The 21,814-nt window shown below is 38.7% G+C and carries 21 protein-coding genes; 11 read left to right on the top strand and 10 right to left on the bottom strand.

Annotated features, from left to right (window positions below; all coding sequences use genetic code 11):
- The first annotated feature begins 85 nt into the window (after positions 1–85).
- Together radC and GFH32_RS05460 are read left to right on the top strand one after the other, a co-directional pair.
- Positions 86–781 carry a RadC family protein gene (gene radC, locus GFH32_RS05455; RefSeq protein ID WP_153510115.1) on the top strand — a complete coding sequence of 232 codons (696 nt, stop codon included), beginning with the start codon at positions 86–88 and terminating at the stop codon, positions 779–781.
- Between the two features lie 76 nt (positions 782–857).
- Positions 858–1,574: a pirin family protein gene (locus tag GFH32_RS05460; protein WP_153510116.1), complete on the top strand. Its 717-nt coding sequence runs from the start codon at positions 858–860 to the stop codon at positions 1,572–1,574.
- Between the two features lie 247 nt (positions 1,575–1,821).
- On the opposite strand, the gene GFH32_RS05465 is transcribed toward GFH32_RS05460, so the two are convergent.
- On the bottom strand, positions 1,822–3,231 hold the full coding sequence (locus GFH32_RS05465) for an alkaline phosphatase (protein WP_153510117.1): 1,410 nt from the start codon (positions 3,229–3,231) through the stop codon (positions 1,822–1,824).
- 130 nt (positions 3,232–3,361) lie between these two features.
- Between GFH32_RS05465 and GFH32_RS05470 the strand changes: the two genes are divergently transcribed.
- Together GFH32_RS05470 and GFH32_RS05475 are read left to right on the top strand one after the other, a co-directional pair.
- Positions 3,362–4,702, top strand: a complete 1,341-nt coding sequence (locus GFH32_RS05470; protein WP_153510118.1) for an OmpA family protein — start codon at positions 3,362–3,364, stop codon at positions 4,700–4,702.
- A gap of 56 nt (positions 4,703–4,758) precedes the next feature.
- Positions 4,759–5,127, top strand: coding sequence for a hypothetical protein (locus tag GFH32_RS05475; RefSeq protein WP_160366792.1), 369 nt, complete (start codon positions 4,759–4,761; stop codon positions 5,125–5,127).
- Positions 5,128–5,289: 162 nt separating this feature from the next.
- Here GFH32_RS05475 and GFH32_RS05480 read toward each other — a convergent pair whose 3' ends face one another.
- Entirely contained in the window at positions 5,290–5,823 is a 534-nt protein-coding gene (locus GFH32_RS05480) for a lipocalin family protein (RefSeq protein WP_153510120.1), read from the bottom strand.
- 78 nt (positions 5,824–5,901) lie between these two features.
- On the opposite strand from GFH32_RS05480, the gene GFH32_RS05485 reads away from it, so the two are divergent.
- Positions 5,902–6,363 (top strand): DUF4268 domain-containing protein, encoded by a 462-nt coding sequence (locus GFH32_RS05485; protein WP_194285673.1) that lies wholly within the window; start codon positions 5,902–5,904, stop codon positions 6,361–6,363.
- 6 nt (positions 6,364–6,369) lie between these two features.
- Positions 6,370–7,161, top strand: a complete 792-nt coding sequence (locus GFH32_RS05490) for a S1/P1 nuclease (protein ID WP_153510121.1) — start codon at positions 6,370–6,372, stop codon at positions 7,159–7,161.
- A gap of 50 nt (positions 7,162–7,211) precedes the next feature.
- Here GFH32_RS05490 and GFH32_RS05495 read toward each other — a convergent pair whose 3' ends face one another.
- Both GFH32_RS05495 and GFH32_RS05500 read right to left on the bottom strand, forming a co-directional pair.
- The gene (locus GFH32_RS05495) at positions 7,212–7,577 is read right to left on the bottom strand and encodes a hypothetical protein (protein ID WP_153510122.1); all 366 of its coding nucleotides are present in this window, start codon (positions 7,575–7,577) and stop codon (positions 7,212–7,214) included.
- Positions 7,570–8,208, bottom strand: a complete 639-nt coding sequence (locus GFH32_RS05500) for a YgjP-like metallopeptidase domain-containing protein (protein WP_153510123.1) — start codon at positions 8,206–8,208, stop codon at positions 7,570–7,572. Before GFH32_RS05500 ends, GFH32_RS05495 begins: the two co-directional genes overlap by 8 nt.
- A gap of 135 nt (positions 8,209–8,343) precedes the next feature.
- Here GFH32_RS05500 and GFH32_RS05505 point away from each other — a divergent pair, with 135 nt between their 5' ends.
- On the top strand, positions 8,344–10,347 hold the full coding sequence (locus GFH32_RS05505) for a M13 family metallopeptidase (RefSeq protein ID WP_153510124.1): 2,004 nt from the start codon (positions 8,344–8,346) through the stop codon (positions 10,345–10,347).
- Between the two features lie 72 nt (positions 10,348–10,419).
- Here the strand turns inward: GFH32_RS05505 and GFH32_RS05510 are convergent, their stop codons facing one another.
- A complete protein-coding gene (locus GFH32_RS05510; RefSeq protein ID WP_153510125.1) occupies positions 10,420–10,752 on the bottom strand; it encodes a YegP family protein in 333 nt (110 codons plus the stop codon).
- 70 nt (positions 10,753–10,822) lie between these two features.
- Entirely contained in the window at positions 10,823–11,203 is a 381-nt protein-coding gene (locus GFH32_RS05515) for a YchJ family protein (RefSeq protein WP_153510126.1), read from the bottom strand.
- Positions 11,204–11,364: 161 nt separating this feature from the next.
- Between GFH32_RS05515 and GFH32_RS05520 the strand changes: the two genes are divergently transcribed.
- Together GFH32_RS05520 and GFH32_RS05525 are read left to right on the top strand one after the other, a co-directional pair.
- Positions 11,365–11,895: a lipocalin-like domain-containing protein gene (locus tag GFH32_RS05520; protein ID WP_153510127.1), complete on the top strand. Its 531-nt coding sequence runs from the start codon at positions 11,365–11,367 to the stop codon at positions 11,893–11,895.
- Positions 11,896–11,979: 84 nt separating this feature from the next.
- Positions 11,980–13,890 (top strand): amidophosphoribosyltransferase, encoded by a 1,911-nt coding sequence (locus tag GFH32_RS05525; RefSeq protein WP_153510128.1) that lies wholly within the window; start codon positions 11,980–11,982, stop codon positions 13,888–13,890.
- 70 nt (positions 13,891–13,960) lie between these two features.
- Here the strand turns inward: GFH32_RS05525 and GFH32_RS05530 are convergent, their stop codons facing one another.
- Together GFH32_RS05530 and GFH32_RS05535 are read right to left on the bottom strand one after the other, a co-directional pair.
- A complete protein-coding gene (locus GFH32_RS05530; protein WP_228384225.1) occupies positions 13,961–14,743 on the bottom strand; it encodes a murein L,D-transpeptidase catalytic domain family protein in 783 nt (260 codons plus the stop codon).
- Between the two features lie 69 nt (positions 14,744–14,812).
- A complete protein-coding gene (locus GFH32_RS05535; RefSeq protein ID WP_153510129.1) occupies positions 14,813–15,844 on the bottom strand; it encodes a L,D-transpeptidase in 1,032 nt (343 codons plus the stop codon).
- Between the two features lie 130 nt (positions 15,845–15,974).
- Between GFH32_RS05535 and GFH32_RS05540 the strand changes: the two genes are divergently transcribed.
- Positions 15,975–16,385 (top strand): NUDIX hydrolase, encoded by a 411-nt coding sequence (locus GFH32_RS05540; protein ID WP_153510130.1) that lies wholly within the window; start codon positions 15,975–15,977, stop codon positions 16,383–16,385.
- Positions 16,386–16,474: 89 nt separating this feature from the next.
- Here GFH32_RS05540 and GFH32_RS05545 read toward each other — a convergent pair whose 3' ends face one another.
- Positions 16,475–17,068, bottom strand: coding sequence for an outer membrane beta-barrel protein (locus tag GFH32_RS05545; protein ID WP_153510131.1), 594 nt, complete (start codon positions 17,066–17,068; stop codon positions 16,475–16,477).
- Positions 17,069–17,577: 509 nt separating this feature from the next.
- On the opposite strand from GFH32_RS05545, the gene GFH32_RS05550 reads away from it, so the two are divergent.
- The gene (locus GFH32_RS05550; RefSeq protein ID WP_153510132.1) at positions 17,578–18,759 is read left to right on the top strand and encodes an MFS transporter; all 1,182 of its coding nucleotides are present in this window, start codon (positions 17,578–17,580) and stop codon (positions 18,757–18,759) included.
- Positions 18,760–18,838: 79 nt separating this feature from the next.
- On the opposite strand, the gene GFH32_RS05555 is transcribed toward GFH32_RS05550, so the two are convergent.
- Positions 18,839–21,796: a heavy metal translocating P-type ATPase gene (locus GFH32_RS05555; protein WP_153510133.1), complete on the bottom strand. Its 2,958-nt coding sequence runs from the start codon at positions 21,794–21,796 to the stop codon at positions 18,839–18,841.
- Positions 21,797–21,814: the final 18 nt, after the last annotated feature.

Genomic DNA, 21,814 nt, shown 5'->3' on the forward strand with positions numbered 1-21,814 from the left:
TGTAAGTTATTGATTTTGAATGATTTTATCTCTTCTGAATTCCGTATATTTAATGGGAATCGATTGTTAATCAAATAGATATCGTATGATTCATAAAATGGTTATTCGCGAGTGGGCAGAAGCAGATCGACCAAGAGAAAAACTCAAGGAACGCGGGCGACGCGCATTAACAGATGCAGAATTACTGGCGATTATAATTGGGTCTGGTTCGCGAACAGAATCCGCTGTAGAACTATGCATGCGACTGCTCTCCGGGGTTAACCAAAATCTGCTACAGCTTGCAAAACTTGAAGTACACGATTTATGCCAGTACAAAGGGATAGGTGAAGCAAAAGCAATCAGCATTATTGCGGCCTTAGAATTAGGAAGACGGAGACAAGACTGTCTGCAGGAGGAGGTTCCTATTCTAAATTCAAGTAAACGGGTTTATGAATATTTTCGTTCGAAGTTGCAAGATTTACCCAATGAAGAGTTCTGGGCGATCTATCTAAACACCGCTTGTAAGGTTCTTGATACCCAATTGATAGGGAGGGGAGGAAACGATTTTACGCCTGTCGATATTCGCACAATTTTTCGCTTCGCATTATTGAATAGATCACATTCTATTATATTAGCTCATAACCATCCCTCCGGAACGCTGAAAGCTAGCGACATGGATATACGGATTACCAAGAAGATTACCCAAGCGGCTGATTTGCTCGAGATACGCATTCACGACCATCTAATTTTCACTGACTGTGCATATTTAAGTTTTCGAGACGAAGGGTTATTATCCTGTTGATCGTTCTTATCCTAGATCAATGTGAGTAAAAACCCTTTGCTGGATATTTGCGTTATTAAATTAGAAAGTAGAAATTATGGCAAAATATTTTTATCACGAAGCGGACAGTAGAGGCGATGCAAATCATGGATGGTTGCATTCTAAACATACTTTTAGTTTTGCAGGGTACATGAATGCGGAACGGATGAATTTTGGAGTTCTCCGTGTATTAAATGATGACTTTGTAAGTCCGGATATGGGCTTCGGTAGACATCCCCACAGTAATATGGAGATTATCTCTATTCCGCTTGAAGGAGAATTAGCGCATAGCGATAGTATGGGTACAGGTTCTGTCATAAAAGCAGGGGATATTCAAGTCATGAGTGCGGGTACTGGGATTGAACATAGCGAGTACAATCACTCCAAAGTAGATCCAGTGAAGTTTTTACAAATCTGGATCATCCCAAACAAGCAAAATGTTGACCCTAGATATGAGCAACAAACAATCGATAAGGAAAAAACACATAATAATTTCTTACAAATATTATCGCCAAATGCCGATGACGAGGGCGTTTGGATACATCAGAACGCTTGGTTTCATCTTGCTTCCTTCGATGCGGGGTACAATCGGGAATATGTACTAAAAGACCCTAATAATGGATTATATGTTTTTGTATTAAAGGGAGACGTTGAAGTTGGGAATCAACTCATGCATACGCGCGATGGATTAGGCATTGTAGGGGAGGAACATGTGTCGATCAAGGCGACAACAAATGCTGAATTCTTGTTGATGGAAGTGCCAGTTGTGTTTTAAGGAACTGCTATTTTCCAAGGATTAACATCCTTATAGTTGTGGGGGGAATCTTTGCAATTAAGCAAATAAAGGAATAGGCATTGGTTTAAATTGGAAGACCTATTTTCATATCAGTTGAATTAATCGTTAATACTGATATGAAAATAGGTCTTTTAGTATTCTTGCTCAGGCTTTTCAGCCACTTGCGAACTTAATGTTAATCCAATATGTTGAGATCAATGTTTAAGTTAGGATTATGATAGCTTCCTTAGAATTGCCAGCCTGCAATTTTCGCAACTGTTCTTGGAATATCTACGTTATCCATTTTATGGCTAAAGTTTTCTGCTCCAACACCAATTGCAAATACAGGGATGAATGCTGCTGAGTGATTTCCAGAAGCCCAACCAAGAGATGATGCTTTATTTAGTGCATTTACAGCTAGTGAAGCAATTTTATTGTTGTTTGCGTACAGACTCTTCGCTGTTTCATTTTGGTGATTAACGAAGCTTTTCTCATATGCAGCCTTAATTTCACTTTCTTCTTTTTCTCCAACTTTAACTTCTGTCCATAAACCTGTTTGCTCACTTAAAAGCGTTTTCACTTGCTCCCAAGTCGCATTTCCGTTTTTCTCACGAAGTTCATTAATTTTCGCAGAAAGTGCTTCTTGTGAGATCTTTTGGTTTTTGATATTGTTTATACGTAACGTAGAGCTACCATTACCCACAGCTAAACCACCAGTTTCATGGTCGGCAGTCACAACGATTAACGTTTCTTCAGGATGTTTCTTGTAAAATTCGTAGGCTTTTTGCACGGATTTATTGAAGTCTAAAACCTCTTTAATTGCAGCAGCCCCATCATTTGAATGACATGCCCAGTCGATTTTCCCACCTTCAACCATTAAGAAAAATCCTTGATTACCTTGACTAAGTGTTTTGATTGCTGCTTCAGTAATATTAGCAAGGTTCATATCATTTGGTTGTTGGTCAATAGCAAATTTTAATGCGGAAGGAGATGTTCCCTTATCATTCATTAAAATCAGTTTATTGGTACCGCTTTTTACTTTATTGAAATCGTTCATTCCATAAACAACAGTATAACCAGCTTTTTCTAATTGAGGGATTAACGGGGTAGCTTTTTCTCCCTTAGCATTTGTCTCTGGTTTTAAGAAACCAGCTCCACCAAAAAAGTCGAAATTTGATTTGATGATGTCTTGACCAATTTCATAATACATATCGCGATCTTTTTGGTTCGCGTAGAATGAAGCAGGGGTTGCGTGGTCGATGCTGACACTAGTCGTTATACCAACTTTCATACCTTTTTTCTTTGCTTTCTTTGCAATGCTTTCATATGCGGTCGTTCCAGTACTGTCCATACCAATAACACCGTTTTTAGTTTTGTATCCTACAGCTAAAGCAGTACCACCTGCTCCTGAGTCTGTAACACCATGTGAAAGGGAATGCGAAGTTGCGTGTGTAGCATGGGGAAAGGTGCTGAATACCATCGGAACGATACTGTTTTTGTTTTCTTGACTTGCCAAAAATAGTTCCGCTGCGTGTACTTGGTTAAGGCCCATTCCGTCACCGATAAGAAAGAAAATGTACTTAGGTTGTTTTTGTCCAAAGCTTAGTCCTACGCATAATACGAAGGCGAAGAAAAAGCTTATGCTTTTTTTAATCATGAGTGATAATATTTGATTTGTGTCAAAAATACGGTTAGGATGTTAAGTTACCATTAATTTAATAATGTCTCTGTATGCAAACAAAAATATTACACTGCTTGTTTAACCCGTATATCAATATATAGACAGTATGGAAAATAGTTTATTAACTACCGCTCGATCATACTTTAATGATCAGGTATTCGACAATCTTGCGGCTAAGCATGGCGAAAGTGCAGATAATGTCCGTAAAGGCTTAGATGCCGTAATTCCTTCTTTATTTCTTGGATTACAAAGTAAGTCGCCAAGCGACCAAAGTGGGATAATTGATGTTTTAAAACAATACTTTTCTCAAATAAATTTCTCTGATTTGGGTTCCTTGTGGAACAGCGGAGATCAGGATCCGGCGGATTCTGAAAAAAGCTCTCATCTAATTTCATCTATTTTTGGTGGTGGACTTGATCAAGTGATCGCAACGGTTTCTGGATTTCTCCATACCAGTGGCGGTTCGGTAATGCAACTATTGAAAACGGCTCTTCCAGGAGTGGTAGGTGCTTTAACTCAAAATGGAACCGACTGGGATAGCAGCCGAATTGCAGGCTTGTTAGATAATAACAAATCTGACTTTTTAGCCGCATTGCCGTCTGGATTAAATTTAGGCGCTTTGGGCTCATCGCTTCTATCGCAACCTAACGTTGTTGAAGGAAGACCTGTTATACCAGTAACAGATCCGGAACCGATAATTGATCCTGTAAAAGATGTGATCGTAGATGATCCAATTATTCCGCCAGTGACGAGAACAGCAAATAGAGTAGAGGATCGTCCTGTCGCCCATGTGCCGGAAGAACGTAAAAAAGGAGGAGGCTTATGGTGGCTACTTATCCCGCTGTTGTTACTTTTACTTTGGTTCCTATTCGGAAAAGGCTGTAGCCGTGAGAACGAAACAGCAGCAACTGATACCATCCCATCAACAGTAGCGCCTGTGGATACTGTGGAAGAAATCATAACAGAGACCCCAGTTCGTGAATCGATCATGGTAACTCTACCAGACAACAGTACAATTAATGCTTATAAAGGTGGTATTGAAGATCAATTGGTTGCATTCTTAAACAGCGACTACAAACAGATCTCTGATGATGACTTGAAAAATCGCTGGTTCGATTTTGATAACTTGAATTTTGAAACAGGAACATCGAAAATTACTGCAGAGAGTCAAACACAACTACAAAATCTAGCGGCAATCTTGAAGGTATTCCCGGATGTTAAAGTTAAAATAGGTGGATATACGGATAAGACAGGCGATGAGGCTTTCAATAAAAAGCTATCTGGCGAACGTGCTGATGCGGTAAAAGCAGCATTAACCAATATGAGTGTTGGGGATCGCGTAGTTGAGACAGAAGGATATGGTTCTTCATTAGCGAAGTTTGAAGCGAACGCTCCTGAATCTGATCGTATTAAAGACAGAAGAGTATCAATTAGTGTAAGAAAATAAACGAAGAATTTTTCTAGATTATCTTTTCGGCGTGTTATCTCTTTCTTGAAAGAATAATGCGCCGATTTATTTTTGGAATTTTGAAAAGTATCGGCAATGTTTATTTTTGTGAAATGTTAACAGCTACGCAAACCAACATGATTCAAGGGGATTTCGAGAAATTCCTTACTTTTTTACGTTCTCAAAAAAGGGGGCTGGACTTCGATGTGTTCGGTGATTATGCGGGTTCGGTGTTAAACTTCTATATGGGAAGTTCTCTAATTATTCCGGCGGATAAGCTAGAAGCTGCCAAAGAATTGACAAACTTGTTTAATGCGGGGCTTAAAAATATTATTTCGAAAGAGGATGTTCTCGAAATCGCTGAAAGCATCGCGCAAGATACCAGCCTTGACTACAGTATCTTACAACCCATATTTATGGGGTAGATGTGAAGATTAGATGATTATTTAAAATAAGTAGACTTGAACTTCCGGTTCGCCGGTCTCCCCATGATCTCCTGACGCTGAAAAGTGAATATTAATATTTTCTAAAGGCTAAAAACGAGATTGAGTTACCTTTTCTTTAAATCGTCGTATTCCTAATTTCATTTATTCCTGAACCGTCCATACTAATTTGGAAATATCGTATCCACTTGCTTCTGCGTAGTTTAAATAGGCTTCCTTCCGTTCTTTTGACATGGTTTTTGAGCGAGAGAGGAACCATATATAATCCAGATTGTCACCGAAAACAAGGGCATCTTGATAATTTTCATCCAATTTAACAATGTTATACCCCGAATAGAATGGGCCAAAGAAGGATACTTTCAATGCACCACGGTTCTGTTCGTCTACAAATTTTGCTTTGCCTAAAGACTGTTTATGTTTTCCAGAAGTCTGATCAATACCTTGATTATTTACTAAGACAGTACCATCTTCATTAAGCGAATAATCTGCCGTTACATTCTTTAGATTTTTCTCCCAACGGAAGTCAAAACGCGCAATTTCATACCATTTCCCGAGATATTTTGCTAATTGAAAAGGTTCTACGACCTCAACTTTTGAACGAATAGGGCGTAATAGATTATAAGCTACAGTTCCTAACGCAACGACCGATAGTGCTATAAGTGATTTCTTTTTGTCCATAGTTAAATTTACGAAGAAAACACTTAGCAGACATAAAAGTTTAAATAGATTACTAGTTTTGCAGAAAAATAAAAGATATTGTATTCCAGAGACGAAGCAAAAAGTATTAGAGAGTCCTTTTGGACGAGTTTCGGTCAGTACATGACCCCGATTTTGGGTGCAGAGGGACAAAAGGTGAACTGGGTGAATTATAAAACCGGAGTGAAGCATCTTTTCTTTCGTATGGATGTCGACAATAAGAAAGCTTTTATTGCTATTGAGATGGCACATCCAGATGCTGGAATTAGAAGCTTAATGTTTGAACAGTTTTTACAGTACAAGATGGTCTTGGAGTCGGAACTCGCCGAAGAATGGGTATGGCATGAGCAGTGTTATGATAATTATGGCAAAGAAACTGCGCGAATTTATATGGAATTATCAGATGTAAGTATATTTCGAAGAGACGACTGGCCAAGCTTAATTTCATTTTTTAAACCTCGCATTATCGCATTAGACAGTTTCTGGTCAGATGCACAATATGGATTTGAACTTTTTAAATAGATTATAATGAAAACAGTAGCAAAGATTGTGTTGTTTTTTATGTTGTTGACGTCAAGCCAACAGTTATTTGCTTGGGGAACAACAGGCCACCGTGTTATTTCGGAAATCGCGGAGAAGCATCTTTCAAGAAAAGCAAAACGTAATATTGAATCCTTGATTGGAAAGCAAAAGATTGCATATTGGTCGAATTGGGCGGATTTTATTAAATCTTCTCCTGATCCTTTACTAAACAGCACCGGATCATGGCACTTTTTGAACACCGCAGGAAACTTGAATTTTCAAGATTTTAATACTGCCTTACAGAATTCACCTGATCAAAATTTATACAAAGCATATGCTCGTGTGAAAGCACAATTGGCAGACAAAAAGCTTAGTGTAGAAGAAAGACGTCAGGCATTGTATTATGTTATTCACCTGTTAGGGGATGCGCATCAGCCGATGCATGTTAGCCGCGCGGAAGACTTAGGCGGTAATAAAATAGATATTACATTCTTTGGTCGTCCTGGGAATATCCATCGTGTATGGGATAGTGATTTAGTAGATAACGAGAAGTATTCTTTTATAGAGTATGCAGCCGTTTTAGACTACGATAAATCATTTTTCAAAAAGTATACACAATCTTCATTTGAGCAGTGGCTATATGAATCCCATCAGTTAGCGAATGTAATTTATGACGATGTCGTTAAGCAGAATAAATTGTCTTACGACTATATATACCGTTTTAAATATCCGATGGAAGAGTGTTTGTTAAAGGCGGGACTTCGCTTAGCAAAAGAACTAAATGAGATCTTTGGATAGTATTATTCAAAAACAAGAAAGCCGCTTCATTAGCGGCTTTCTTGTTTTTGTTATTGAATGGTCCAATTAAAATAGCACCCATCTGCCTGAAATAAAGCATTCAAATAGCTAAATTTCATATCTACATAGTCATTGGAACAGCTGTTAGAGTCGCTACAACAAAAATGGCGATCAATGTCGAAACTTAATCGAAAACTACCCTTCGAGTCCTGAGGTGAATATTTAAACTGAGTTATCTTGAATCCATCGGCCTGAGGACTCCCGTCTTTATCTTGCAGTTGATCAAAGATGTAAGAACGAAACGAATCCCATTGATCCGCGGGTACTAGTTTTAATAAAAGCGATGCATCGATAATTAGCTTATCCCAATCGTGCTTTTCTATCCTAAACGTAAACTCAAAAGACTTGCTATCCATGATTAAAATGATTTATAATTTTTTCGAAATCGGGAAAGTATTGACGAATTAATTCAATCTCGTGAATCGAGTTCAATAGTGGTAATATGGCTGAGAAGACGAAATAGTCTATGGTGCGTAAGGGAAAATCTTTAATCTGTTTATTAAATGTGATGTTTCGATTAGTACAATTTGTTTTAAAGGGACTCGCCTTTAACACCCGAAAAGTGATGTTGTTAGTCAAAATATTCAATTGTTCTTCCCAATGGCCAACGCGTTGAAGTATATATTGTTCAAAAAGTTGTTGTCTTAGATTTTCCGCAAATTTCTCTTGCTGAATATCTGTATTAGCTTTTGCACTGCAATGAACGAGATCAGCCTTAATAAAGGGCTTGAATTCCTCATTACGAACAATCTTAACAGGGTATTTTTTTCCAAACAATGCAATCCGAAAAAACTCTAACATGGATTCCGCTTGCGGATAGATAGAAAGATCTTGTTGAAATTGACGGATGTATGCCGCGACTTCATCAATGCTGTGTTGCGCATGCGCAAACACCGTTGGCGTCTCTTCTTGATGATGAGCAATACGAATCTCTTTTTTTTCCGTTGTTAACAGCTTATATTCCTTTTCGTCGACTTTTATCAGCATATCGATACAAAATAACGTATTTCCTTTTTAAAAAGGCGTTAGATTCCGAATATAAAGGAATAGTTACTTTAAGTTTGTTTTTAGATTAACTATGTTTGCAGTAACAAAAAACACCTTTTAGAATAAATGGTTATTATGAAAAAATACGTATTGATTGCTGCATTGATGACTGGTTCGGCCTTAGGCTTCGCTCAAGACCACCAAGCTATCAATGTGTCCTACATGGACAAAAATGTTCGTCCGCAGGATGACTTTTATAATTATGTCAATGGAAACTGGATGAAAACCGTACAAATTCCTTCCGACAAAGCGCGTTGGGGATCATTTGATGCCTTAGCAGAGAACACGGATGAAAACAGCTTAAAACTTCTTAAAACATCCTTAGATCAAAAATTTGAAAAAGGATCTGATGGACAAAAGATTGCCGATTTATACCGTTCATTTGTTGACTTTGATTCGCGTAATAAATTAGGCTTGGCGCCAATTCAACAACAGTTGAAGGATATCGATGCGGTTAAGGATTTGAAGGGACTATATAGCTATTTCTTGAAATACGCTGAAATTGGTGGTAACCCATTCTTTGGGGCTTATGTCTATGCACATATGAAAAACAGTAATATGAATGCTGTTTATCTAGGTGGTGGAGGTTTAGGTCTTGGACGCAGCTACTATCAAAAAGTTGATGAAAAGAATACTGAAACGTTAGGAAACTACCAAAGCTACATCAACACTTTATATTCAAAGGTTGATCAAAAAACTAAAGACTTAAAAGGTCCTAAAATTGTAGAATTTGAAAAGCTGATCGCCTCTAAATTGAAAACAGTAGAGGAGCAACGCGATGCCCAAAAGCGTTATAATCCGATTGCTGTTAATGATTTAGGTAAACTCGTGAAAAATATGGATGTTGCAAAATACATTCGTAGTGTAGGTTTCACAGCAGATACCGTTATTATTGGGGAGTTAAAATACTACCAAGAGTTAGATCAAATTGTAAATCAAGCGAATCTTCCTGTTATCAAAGAATACTTAAAATTCCATGTAATGGATGATGCGACAGGGTACTTAACAAAGGAGCTTGATGATTTATCGTTTGAGTTCTACGGTAAGAAATTAAGAGGACAAAAAGAACAACGTGCATTAGATAAGCGCGGTTTGGCATTTGTGAACAGTAATGTAGGTGAGCTTTTAGGTAAGTTATATGTAAAAGAACATTTTCCAGCAGAAGCAAAGCAGACATGTGAAGAAATGGTACAATACCTCGTTAAGTCATTCAATCAACATATTAAAGACTTAGCTTGGATGTCTCCAGCGACAAAGGAAAAGGCTTTAGAGAAACTCTCTAAGTTCAATGTGAAGATCGGTTATCCAGACAAATGGAAAGACTATTCAAATCTTAGTGTTGGTACCAGCTTGATCGAGAATGTACGCAACATGAATCGTTGGTCTTTCAAAGAGAATCTAGCAAAGCAAGGGAAACCTGTTGATAAATCAGAATGGGGTATGTATCCTCAAATGGTAAATGCATATTACAGTCCACTATTTAATGAGATTGTTTTTCCAGCGGCAATTCTTCAACCTCCATTCTACGATTACAAAGCGGATCCAGCAGTTAACTTTGGTGGTATTGGTGCAGTGATCGGTCATGAACTGTCTCACGGTTTTGATGACTCAGGTTCACAATATGATGGTAATGGTAACTTGAACAACTGGTGGACAGATGACGATAGAGCGAAGTTTGAAAAAGCTGCGGATGCTCTAGTGGCTCAGTTTGAATCGTATGAACCTGTACCGGGAGTATTTGTTAACGGTCGTTTTACATTAGGTGAAAACATCGGTGACTTGGGTGGTTCTTCTGTTGCTTTCGATGCCTTAAAAATGTATTTGAAAGACAAAGGAAATCCAGGCTTAATTGATGGATTTACACAAGAACAGCGTTTCTTCTTATCATGGGCTACCATCTGGCGTTCTAAAACAACAGATGAATTTGTTGTTAACCAAGTGAAAACAGATCCACACTCTCCAGCACAATTTCGTGCATTTGGACCAATCATCAACTTAGATGGTTTCCATGATGCATTCCAAACGAAAGAAGGTGATAAATTATTCGTGCCAAAAGGCAAACGTATTGTTATTTGGTAATCGTCTAAAATATAGATAAATAAAAAGCCCCGAATTTCGGGGCTTTTTATTTATTTCTTATTGGAATTTAACCTAGCTAGTTAAATCTTCAGTCGCTGCTTCAGGTGCATTTTCCTGAACCGACTTTATTCCATTTGCACGTCCAGACTCACTCGCATACATTTCACTAGTGCCGATAATTTGTCCATTACCTGCTTTTAGATTGAAATAGAACTTTCCATTCTTTGCAGTTAACTTCTCAAATTTGCCGCTGTCAGCAGCATTTTTTTTAACGGAAGAAATACCATTTTCACAGGCTGATTTCGTTGTATATCCTTCGCTTGTCAAAATAACCTGCCCGTTAGAAGCTTTTAGATTAAATTGAAATTCTCCGTTCTTTCGGGTAGACATTACAAATTTTCCCATAGTTTTAATATTTAAAATTGATATACTAATCTAATAAATTTCAATTAACATATCATATTTTACTAAAAACTTAGGCTTTCATTTTTCCATCATAATAATACCAAACGCCGTTAAGCTGCTTAAAGGTCGATTTTTCATGATGTATGTGGAGTTCTCCCTGCATATCAATGTAATAAGCCTTGAATTCGACTGTTGAGTTTGTAGACTTGATAAGCTCGAGCTCTTGCCAATTATTCTCTTTCGCCCAAATTTCAATTTCTGCTTTTTTCTGAAATCTGCGCGTCTGTGGATGAAATGTTTGATACAAAAAATCAATAAGCTCCAAACAGAAGGCGGAGTAACGAGCGCGCATCAATTGCTCAGCACTCTCTGCTTGGCTGAGGTCTTCATGAATTTGATTGCAACAATTTTGATAGGAAAGGGTAGAACCGCAAGGACAAAGTTGTTTCATACACGTTTTTATTTGTATTTTAGAAGATAGACCAATATTGGCGATCTTTTTCAAGTTGCGAATATACTTATCATCTTTGTGTCATAGAAGAAATGATAAGGATAATGTTACAAACTAATCCTCGAAAAACGTCGTTATACAAGCAAAACAGTAAACCTGAAATGACAACGATAAAAAACGAACTAATCGGGACTTGGACCCTTTTATCCTATATTGAAATACCTACAAACGGCGCTGATAGTACATTTCCGATGGGCAAAAGCCCTGTTGGAACCATTATGTATGGCGCTGACGGCTATATGTCTGTGCAGATATCAAATCCAGCACGGCAGAAATTCAACTCGAATGATCGATATGTCGCTGATGCTGCAGAAATGGAAGCCTGTGTGAAGGGCTTCATCGCATTCTCGGGCAGTTACCATATCGATAATAAACAAGCGGTCGTAAAATACCATATCAACAATTCATCCTATCCAAACTGGGAGGGGGAGATTCAAGAGCGAAAGGTCGATTTTGAAGGTGACATCTTATATTTGAAATCTGTAGAACCGATTCTTTCGGGTGGTTTCTATGTGCATAGTTACATGACTTGGCGAAGAATCGAAAAACAGGAGTTGATTTCGAGGCGTGATCGCTTTCTAGAAATCAACGCTAACAAGCAGAAATACACATCTTTAGAAGACTTAGATTAATAGTGTCTTTTCGGTGCAATTTTTCTGTTGAAGCCTACGGAGTTTTTTTTAAAAAAGCGTACCTTTGTGCCATCAATTCAAGCTATGAGTGACGCTATAAAACACGAGTGCGGTATAGCACTTATTCGATTGTTAAAACCCCTATCTTATTATCAAGAAAAATACGGTACGCCCTACTATGGGATCAACAAGTTGTACCTGCTTATGGAGAAGCAGCACAACCGTGGTCAGGATGGCGCTGGTATTGCGACGATAAAATTCGACGTAAAACCAGGTAACCGTTATATCTCTCGTTATAGAGCAATGGGTTCATCAGCAGTCGCGGAAATTTTTGAATACGTTCAAAAGAAGTTCGCAGCAGTACAGAAAGCATTTCCTGAAGAAGCTAAAGATACCCAATGGCTGAAAGAAAATGTAAGTTTTACCGGAGAGGTGCTTTTGGGACACCTACGCTATGGTACCCATGGTAAAAACAGTATCGAGAGCTGCCATCCATTCTTGCGCCAGAATAACTGGATGTCGAGAAATTTGGTCGTTGCTGGAAACTTTAATATGACCAACGTAGATGAGCTATTGCAGCAACTTTACGATTTAGGTCAGCACCCTAAGGAACAAGCGGATACTGTTACGGTATTAGAGAAGATTGGACATTTCTTAGATGAGGAAAATCAAAAACTGTTTGACTCCTTTAAGAAAGATGGTCTTTCAAACATCGAAATCTCTGCACAAATCGCAAAAAATATTGATGTATCGAAGATATTAACTCGTTCTGCGAAGACTTGGGATGGTGGATATACGATTGCAGGTATCTTCGGACATGGTGACGCCTTTGTTATGCGTGACCCTGCAGGTATTCGTCCAGCATTCTACTACCAAGACGATGAAGTTTTAGTGGTAGCATCTGAGCGCCCTGTTATTCAAACAGCGTTTAATGTTCCTTTAGATTCGGTAAAAGAAATCAAACCAGGACATGCACTGATTGCTAAAAAAGACGGAACAATTTCTCAAGAGATGTTTAGAGAGCCTGTTGAGCAAAAGTCTTGTTCTTTCGAACGTATCTACTTTTCTCGCGGGTCAGATGCCGATATTTACAAAGAGCGTAAATCTTTAGGTAGCTTATTATGTCCTCAAGTCCTTCAAAGTATAGATGGTGATATAAAGAATACGGTATTTTCTTTTATTCCTAATACGGCCGAAGTTTCCTACTACGGGATGATGGAAGGAATTCGCGAACACGTTAGAAAAGTACAAAAGGATGTTCTTTTAAATCGTACCGATAAAATCACGGATCAAGAACTAGAAGAAGTTTTAAATATGTCTCCGCGTTTTGAAAAATTGAACGTGAAAGACGCAAAACTACGTACGTTTATCACGCAGGATGCCGATCGTCAAGATATGGTTCAACACGTGTATGATACAACTTACGGAATTGTTCGTGATCATGAAGATACAATTGTAGCTATCGATGACTCGATCGTACGTGGTACAACGTTAAAACAAAGTATTCTAACGATTTTAGATCGTTTAAATCCAAAGAAAATTGTCATTGTATCCTCGGCGCCTCAAATTCGTTATCCAGACTGTTACGGTATTGATATGTCCAGAATGGGCGAGTTTGTAGCTTTCGAAGCAGCTATCTCTTTATTACGTAAGAATGGCTTAGCGCACATTATTGATGAGGTTTATCAAAAATGTGTGGCATCTGTTACAATGCCTAAAGATCAAGTTGAAAACTACGTGAAGGCGATATATGAGCCATTTACAGACGTGCAGATTTCTGAAGAAATTGGTCGCATTGTAAAACCACATAGCTTAAAGGCTGAGCTGGAGGTAATCTTCCAAACGCTAGATAATTTACATGTCGCTTGCCCGAGTCATAAAGGGGACTGGTATTTCTCTGGAAATTATCCTACTCCTGGAGGCAACAAGGTTGTTAACCGTGCTTTCATGAACTGGATGGAAGGTAAAAATGTAAGAGCTTATTTCAGTAGTTAAGCAATACAAAATAGTATACATAAAAAAGGCTGTGCACATCGTGCACAGCCTTTTTTTATATGTTTTAAATTTAATTTAAAACTGCTTTGCTGTCTTTTTCTATCTCATCCGAATGCTCGGCGATCATCGTCGGATTTGGAAGGATAGGATTTGATTTTATCAATCTCGTACTAGCTAAGTAATCCTTGTTTCCTGCGTAGATGAACATCAATGAGCCGTTTTTAATGGTGTTGATGATCGGTTTACTCAATTCACGAGGTAATGCTGGACATCCATAGCTTCTGCCGAGTCTTCCTGTCGAGTTGATCACATTCTGGCTGCAATAATCCGCACCATGAACAACAATAGCTCGCGCTAATGCTTGATCATTGATTCCTTTCTCTAGGCCATTCAATCGTAATGAATAACCGTTACCACCTTGATAGGTTCCTTCTGTATAATAAAAACCTAAAGAACTCTGGTAGGAGCCATGTTTATTCGAAAACGTAGTCGCGAATTTCTCACCGCTATTTCTTCCATGTGAAACTATATTATGATATAATAGTTTCTTGTTCTTTAAATCGATTACATACATCCGTTTCTGCGTCGATGATAATGTAAAATCAATAATCGTGATTATATCCCTGTTCTTAGGATTTAACTTCCCGTAACCTTGCATGGCTTGCTCAAAGGCATCCCATTTTAAAATCTTGGAAAGCTTCAACTCTTCGTAGAGACTTCTTGTTGGATCAATATGTTCTGTCTCGATTGTCTTGTTTTCTTTGTGGATTGTTTTAGCATTGCTGCTGTTTTGGTCTACCGGTAGTAAAGACGTAGCTACTGCCCACAATGAAAAAAACATTAGTTTATTCATAAGCACTTTTCCCTTTGTTTACTAATACAAAGCTAATAAAAATGTGACAATCAAAGTGTTAAAAAACCTTTAATCAATCACAACGACAAGGGATTTGAAGGGTTTTGACGTGTCGTAAACAAATTTAGCATGTGATGACGCATTTCTGACACACATGTGTGAGCGAGGCGTGGTACCAAGGGACCAACTGTATTCAACAATTTTACCTTTTGGGTTGTTAACTGGAATACCATGAATATAGCCTCCATTGGTGAATCGGGACGCCCAGGGCGCAAATCCTTCAATAGTTGTTGTTCCATCTCCGTAGTAAAACATCTTGGATTTTTGCTCTTGTACCATGAAGATTCCAACTGGGGTTTCCATCTGATGTGGAGGTCGGTGGAGGCCTGATGTAGCCGGATTCATACTGCGAATTTTCCACTCATCTTCGCCTGTTCGTTCGACTGTTAAAATATTTTGATTTGTAACATCGACAAAGTTAACATGCGTAATATTTAAAGAATCACCAATTGATTTAACATAGCGTTTAGGGACAAACCAGCTTCCTTCAAAGGAAATTCCATTCACTTTAACCATCTTCAGGGTGTCACTGCTCTCTAAACTCACTAAGGAACCATCACGACCATAAATCGCGGGTTTGTCGCTATCTTCTGCAGGATAAAGCGGTGCAGACTGATAACGCTCAGTTCCTAGCGTGTCGGAAACTCGTTTATATGCATTTCTAACGAAGTGTTCTACTACTGGAGATTCACCATTGCGGTTCTTGTAGTTCTGTAAGACAGCATAATTATGCGGTGCTCTTTGGAAATTTTCTATAAACGCGAGTTTTTCTTTTATCTTTTCTAACTGAAACTGTCGCGTGGTATCCTTGTAGGGGTATGTTTCTTCGAGCGAATGTTGATCATAGGTAAGTTCTTTCTCTAACTTAATATCTGCAGCCGTACGCGGTTTTGCTTTCGCTTCTTCTTCTGCTTTTTTTACGCGTTCTAAAGAATCATTCTTTCTTTGAATAGTGGGATCAATCGTTTTTTCTGATGAGTTGGTGCACGACGAAACCGCAATGATAGCGAGTAACATTAAAAACAAAGAATATCTTCTCATTGGTTCGATAGGTATTGTAAAATAGTAAGTTAAAAATTGCCCAAAGATATAAAATACTTTATATCAATCTGTAGAGTACTAAAAATCGTTCCATTATTTAGATAATATCGAAAAAGTTAACTTTGACCCTATGAATGAAGCGAAAATACTACAAATAGCTGTAGCGATTATAATAGACTCGAAGAATAGGTTATTGGTTGTTCAAAAACATTCTTCAACGTACTATCAGCTTCCGGGCGGGAAAATTGAAACTGATGAATCTCCACAATGGGCACTACAAAGGGAATTGTTGGAGGAGTTGGATTTGCAGATCACCGAGGAGCAGATTCAAGCCATTGGGATTCATGAAGCAAAGGCGGTCAACGAAGTTGGGATGACGGTCAGAGGGCATGTCTTTCAAGTGAAGCTAACGACAGCTCAAGAGCATGTTCGTCCGCATGCGGAGCTAAAAGCGATACATTGGTTAACTGTTGATGAAGTCGCTGATTTTAAACTTGCCAACTTACTCAAAGAGTTTGCATTACCCATTTGGTTGGGATAAGGAGAATAAGAAAAGGTCGCCAAAATGGCGACCCTTTCAAATCATTTAACATATTACGTTTTTGATGTCAATTATTTGACATCGGGATATTAAAAGTGGAATTGTACACCTAAAGATGGCGCTAAAGAATTAGCATCTAAACCATAGCTGCTTGTAGTCACTTTGTTATCAGTTATTTCGTTTTTAGCAGTACCATTGTTGTAGTACAAACCTCTAACTTTTAACTCGATACCAATGTTGCTAGTAGGGAAGTAAGCGATACCTGGCGCTAATTCTACACCGTAGTTTGCAGTAGTACCTACTTTATCACCGTTCACTTTGTTTGTACCCCATGACATTGGAACTGAAACTTGTCCGAAGAATTTAACAGGTCCGTCATTTTTGCTGTACATTCTACCGTAAGGAGAAACTACAAATGCAGCGTTAGTTGCATCATTATCTTTATCAGTTTCTTGTTTGTTCCAAGAGTAACCTACACCTGTACCAATAGCGATGTTATCTGCTACGAAATAGCCTACTTGTGGGATGATGTTGAAACCAGTAGTTTTTACATCTGTATCTTTAATTGATGTACCAGCGAAACCAACTTGTCCACCTAAAACAATTTTACCTTTTTCAGTTTGAGCATTAGCAGCGAAAGTGATTGCTGAAATAGCAGTTAATGTAAGTAATAATTTTTTCATGTTTTTGTTTTTTTAATTACTGACTATTATGTCGTATATGGTCAGTTATTCAAACCAAGTGCCAAAGTGTAAAGACGAAAATGAAAAAAAGTATAAAATTCGGCTAGCTTGGCGATAACAGCTTAGTTTATAGTGTTATAGTTTTTGATTAAAAAATATAACGAAAACTTTAATGACATAAAATAAACAAAACTCAGACGAAAAGTTGAGACTTGTAAATTTGAACATTACACGAAATAAGTCAGTATGACAGGTGTCAGGTACAGTTTGGCATGACATGTCTGCAATGTCGCGTTTGAACCAGCATCATTTAATAGCATTTGGATTCATTTGATTTGTACTTTTAACTTAGCATAAGCGATCAATTGTGTGTTTAATGGGTTAAGGTATGCTTGAGCAAGGCTTCAGGTAGGGCTTATCTGTAACTTATTGTTTATGATCAGCGTAAAACTTTCAACTTTTCAAGAAGTTTGATAGCTTAGCCACGTTTTTGATTTTCACACAGCACTATGAATTCCATCAATTCGAAACTTTCATCGACCGTACTTTGGCTCATGACGATTTTTTCCGCGCTAATTGTCGCTAATATCTATTACAATCAGCCATTGTTGGGAAAGATTGCCGAAGAATTCGGTGTTTCAGAAGCTGCTGTTAGTAAAATTACAGTGCTTACGCAGTTGGGTTATGCTTTTGGTTTACTGTTAATTATTCCTTTAGGAGATAAAATGATGCGGAAGCGCTTGATTTTAATCGATTTGGTTTTTGTATTCATCGTTCTTATTTGGATGGCCGTAGCGAGTCAATTGTGGATGTTATTTGTTGCTTCATTTTTGTTGGGGGTAACTTCAGTCGTTCCCCAGCTGTTTATTCCTATGGCTGCAGATCTCTCCACGCCGGAAAATCGCTCTAAAAATCTCGGTTTGATTATGTCGGGATTATTATTGGGAATCCTATTATCTCGTTTTGTTGGGGGTATTGTTGGTGACTTGTGGGGTTGGCGCAGTATATATTGGACAGCATCTATTCTAATGATCTTTTCTTGGATTTGTATCTATCGGTTGTTCCCGGAAATAAAACCCAACTTTAAGGGGAACTATTTGTCTTTGATGCGTTCGGTTTGGGAACTTGCGAAAACACAACCTGTATTACGCCTTGCGGCGTTTAGAGGCGCAATGGGCTTTGGATCTTTGTGTGGAATCTTCACGACTTTGGCATTCCATTTAGAACAAGCGCCTTTTCATGCCGGTCCCTCCGTTGCAGGAAGCTTCGGACTTGTTGGGGCTGCAGGTGCATTGTCGGCTGCCTTTGTTGGAAGGTTGACAAAGCGACTCGAAGTAAATCGTATTATTCTAATCTCCTTATGTGTTTTGCTTGGGAGCTGGCTGTTCACTTATTTTGGGGGATATACCTATATCGGTTTAATTATTGGAATAGTGCTGATAGATTTAGGATTACAGTCCACGCATATCATGAATCAATCCGATTTCTTTGCCATTAAAACAACAGCAACAAGTCGATTAAACACGGTTTATATGGTAAGTTATTTTATCGGTGGATCGTTGGGATCCTGGTTTGCCGCCTATGCTTGGGAATTCGCAGGTTGGACAGGCGTCTGTATCGTAGGTTTTACATTCGCTTTATTGGCATTGACAGCACATTTACTTTTCGCCAATCGATTGAAGCGTGGGTAATAAAAGAATTCGTTCATCGGCCAATCACAAATAATTGCGGATTGACTGATGAACGAATTCACAAAAAAAACTAGTCCTATTAATCTAACGTGGTTCTGTTTAACCGTAATGAGTTAACAATAACCGATACCGAACTTAGACTCATTGCTGCCGCTGCAATCATCGGAGACATCAATATCCCAAAGCTAGGGTATAGAATTCCGGCAGCAATCGGAATCCCGATTACATTATAAAAGAAAGCGAACCCTAAGTTTTGCTTGATATTTCTTAGCATCATATTACTTAAGGTATAGGCTTTATGCACACCTCTTAAGTCGCCTTTCACAAGCGTAATTTCTGAACTTTGTATGGCGACATCTGTACCGGTCCCCATAGCAATTCCAATATCCGCTTGGGTTAGGGCAGGAGCATCGTTTATGCCGTCACCAACCATTATCACTTTCTTCCCTTCCGCTTGAAGTTTCTTAATGCCGTTAAGCTTGTCTTCGGGTAATAAGTTGGCTTGGACATGCTTAATACCCGCCTGTTTCGCGACAATTTCCGCGGTATTTTTGTTGTCCCCAGTAAACATGTAGACTTCTATACCTTGATTTTGAAATTTCTTGATGGCATCAATGCTGCTATCACGTAACGTATCAAATGCAGCGACGATGCCGGCATATGCGCCATCGATTGCCAAAATGGATACTGAATTTCCTTGTTTTTGCAATTCTTCAATCTGAAGACGCTGTGTTTCGTCTAATTTGATCTGTTGTTCATCCATCAATCGAGCCGTGCCTAATAAGACAGACATGTGATGAATTTTGCCTTTGACGCCCTTGCCACTTATATTTTCAAATTGAATGACATCTAATAGTTGGGTGTTTTCCGCTTTGGCTTTATCAATCATCGCCTGCGCTAAAGGATGCGTACTGTTCTTGTTTACCGACGCGGCGATTTGCAAAATATCTTTTGCTTGAAATTTATTGTTTCCTGAGATCACTTCCGAGACGGATGGTTTTCCAGAAGTAATTGTTCCTGTTTTATCGACGATAAGCACGTTGGCTTTGGCGAGGTTCTCCAGTGCCTCCGAATTTTTTATCAGGATACCGTTTTTAGCGCCTTTTCCTATTCCTACCATGACTGACATAGGAGTGGCTAGTCCGAGCGCACAAGGACAGGCGACGATTAATACGGCTAATAAATTAGAGAATGCCATGGCGGTACTATTCGGTACCGATGATAAAGACCAGGCGATAAAAGTTATTATTGCAATGATAATAACTGTAGGAACAAAAATCTTGGATACTTTATCCGTTAGTTTTTGAATAGGGGGTTGGCTACGACTCGCTGTATTTACTAATTCTATAATTTGGGAAAGCAATGTTTCGCTTCCTATGCGTTCCGCTCTGATAAGCACTTCATGGTTTCCATTAATGGTTCCACCGATGACGCTATCTTCCGGCGCTTTTTCAACAGGGATAGGCTCTCCAGTTATCATCGATTCGTCAATAGCGGTATTCCCTTCTTGTATACGCCCGTCGACAGGGACTTTATCTCCAGCTCGAACACGTAAGATATCTCCAACTTTTACATCATGAATAGATATTTTTTTATCCTTTCCATCTACAACAATAATAGCCTCTGCCGGACTTAGTTTAATCAATTCTTTGATCGCACTATTGGTCTTCGAATGGGCTTTTGCCTCCATCACCTGTCCTAATAGAACGAGTGTTAAGATTACAGTTGCGGACTCAAAATAAAGATGTACTTCGCCATGATGTCCTTTTAATTCTGCTGGGAATAGCTGTGGAAAGAATAACGCTAGCAAACTGAAGATAAACGCCGCCGCTGCGCCTAAACCAATTAAACTAAACATATTTAGATTCCATGTTTTAAATGAAGTCCATGCACGTTCAAAAAACATCCAGCAGGTATAAAATACAACAGGGATTGCTAATATAAGTTGAATCCAAGCATTGATCTGATAAGGTATTATCTTGCTAATCGGTTGTCCAGGAAGCATATCACCCATAGATAAAATGAATATCGGAACGGTACAAGCTACAGATATCCAGAATTTCTTGAGTAAATCTCGGTAATGTTTGTCCTCTTCCTCTGTGACTTGGTTGGGTACTAAATCCATTCCACAGATTGGACAGTTTCCAGGGTGATCTTGTACAATTTGAGGATGCATTGGACAGGTATATTCGACTTTAATCGTCGTGTCTGGAATCTTTTCAAGGTTCATTCCGCATACAGGACAAGAGCCGAATTTATCATATACTTTATCACCTTCACACATCATTGGGCAATAATACTTTCCCGCATTTTGGGAATTACTTTGGGCTTTTTGATGTCCGTGCATATGTCCTTGCATAGGAATATGTCCGTGTTGATGCGCGTTATTCGGATTCGGTTTTTCTACTTTTTCAATGGGTCTCAAAAACATGCCACAGACAGGACAGCGCCCAGGTTCATGGTAAATTTTGTCCTCGCCCTCGCAAAACATCGGACAGATATATTGTCCGCTTGGCGAGATTTCCTCACTTCTTTGGATCGGTTCACTTTGTGCTTTTTTTTCGTCGCTAATCTGATAAGAAGTGCCTAACTCATTCAATTTTTCTTGAAGTGAATCTGTGCTGGGAATAGTATTAGAAGTGATTTCCGCTTCACCCTTTGCTAAATCAACCTTTGCATTGATGCCGGGTATTTCATTTAGTTTTTTTTCGACATTTGTTCTACAGCCATTGCAGGTCATTCCTGTAATGCTGTAAGTCCTTGTCGTTTCGGTGTTTTTAGCTACATGATCGTGATGATGCGATGTGTGTTGATTGACTGGTTTTGCTTCATGAATGCTATAGCCTCCAGCAAGTTCATCTAATTTGTTTTGTAACGCTGCAATATCGAGGGGCTGTTCTGTTGATATCTCAACCTCAGCGGTTTCTAGGTTCACAGCGGCTTTAACGCCAGGGATCTCATTGAGTTTATTTTCTACATTGGTTCTGCAACCATTACAGGTCATCCCCGAAATCTTATAGGTATTTGTTGTACTCATGTCGTCTACTTTCTTGAT

The organism is Sphingobacteruim zhuxiongii (assembly GCF_009557615.1).
Classification (GTDB): Bacteria; Bacteroidota; Bacteroidia; order Sphingobacteriales; family Sphingobacteriaceae; genus Sphingobacterium; species Sphingobacterium zhuxiongii.

Coding starts and splice junctions, on each gene's coding strand:
- radC (WP_153510115.1), top strand. CDS start 86: ATGATTCATAAAATGGTTATTCGCGAGTGGGCAGAAGCAGATCGACCA.
- GFH32_RS05460 (WP_153510116.1), top strand. CDS start 858: ATGGCAAAATATTTTTATCACGAAGCGGACAGTAGAGGCGATGCAAAT.
- GFH32_RS05465 (WP_153510117.1), bottom strand. CDS start 3,231: ATGATTAAAAAAAGCATAAGCTTTTTCTTCGCCTTCGTATTATGCGTA.
- GFH32_RS05470 (WP_153510118.1), top strand. CDS start 3,362: ATGGAAAATAGTTTATTAACTACCGCTCGATCATACTTTAATGATCAG.
- GFH32_RS05475 (WP_160366792.1), top strand. CDS start 4,759: ATGCGCCGATTTATTTTTGGAATTTTGAAAAGTATCGGCAATGTTTAT.
- GFH32_RS05480 (WP_153510120.1), bottom strand. CDS start 5,823: ATGGACAAAAAGAAATCACTTATAGCACTATCGGTCGTTGCGTTAGGA.
- GFH32_RS05490 (WP_153510121.1), top strand. CDS start 6,370: ATGAAAACAGTAGCAAAGATTGTGTTGTTTTTTATGTTGTTGACGTCA.
- GFH32_RS05495 (WP_153510122.1), bottom strand. CDS start 7,577: ATGGATAGCAAGTCTTTTGAGTTTACGTTTAGGATAGAAAAGCACGAT.
- GFH32_RS05500 (WP_153510123.1), bottom strand. CDS start 8,208: ATGCTGATAAAAGTCGACGAAAAGGAATATAAGCTGTTAACAACGGAA.
- GFH32_RS05505 (WP_153510124.1), top strand. CDS start 8,344: ATGAAAAAATACGTATTGATTGCTGCATTGATGACTGGTTCGGCCTTA.
- GFH32_RS05510 (WP_153510125.1), bottom strand. CDS start 10,752: ATGGGAAAATTTGTAATGTCTACCCGAAAGAACGGAGAATTTCAATTT.
- GFH32_RS05515 (WP_153510126.1), bottom strand. CDS start 11,203: ATGAAACAACTTTGTCCTTGCGGTTCTACCCTTTCCTATCAAAATTGT.
- GFH32_RS05520 (WP_153510127.1), top strand. CDS start 11,365: ATGACAACGATAAAAAACGAACTAATCGGGACTTGGACCCTTTTATCC.
- GFH32_RS05525 (WP_153510128.1), top strand. CDS start 11,980: ATGAGTGACGCTATAAAACACGAGTGCGGTATAGCACTTATTCGATTG.
- GFH32_RS05530 (WP_228384225.1), bottom strand. CDS start 14,743: ATGAATAAACTAATGTTTTTTTCATTGTGGGCAGTAGCTACGTCTTTA.
- GFH32_RS05535 (WP_153510129.1), bottom strand. CDS start 15,844: ATGAGAAGATATTCTTTGTTTTTAATGTTACTCGCTATCATTGCGGTT.
- GFH32_RS05540 (WP_153510130.1), top strand. CDS start 15,975: ATGAATGAAGCGAAAATACTACAAATAGCTGTAGCGATTATAATAGAC.
- GFH32_RS05545 (WP_153510131.1), bottom strand. CDS start 17,068: ATGAAAAAATTATTACTTACATTAACTGCTATTTCAGCAATCACTTTC.
- GFH32_RS05550 (WP_153510132.1), top strand. CDS start 17,578: ATGAATTCCATCAATTCGAAACTTTCATCGACCGTACTTTGGCTCATG.
- GFH32_RS05555 (WP_153510133.1), bottom strand. CDS start 21,796: ATGAGTACAACAAATACCTATAAGATTTCGGGGATGACCTGTAATGGT.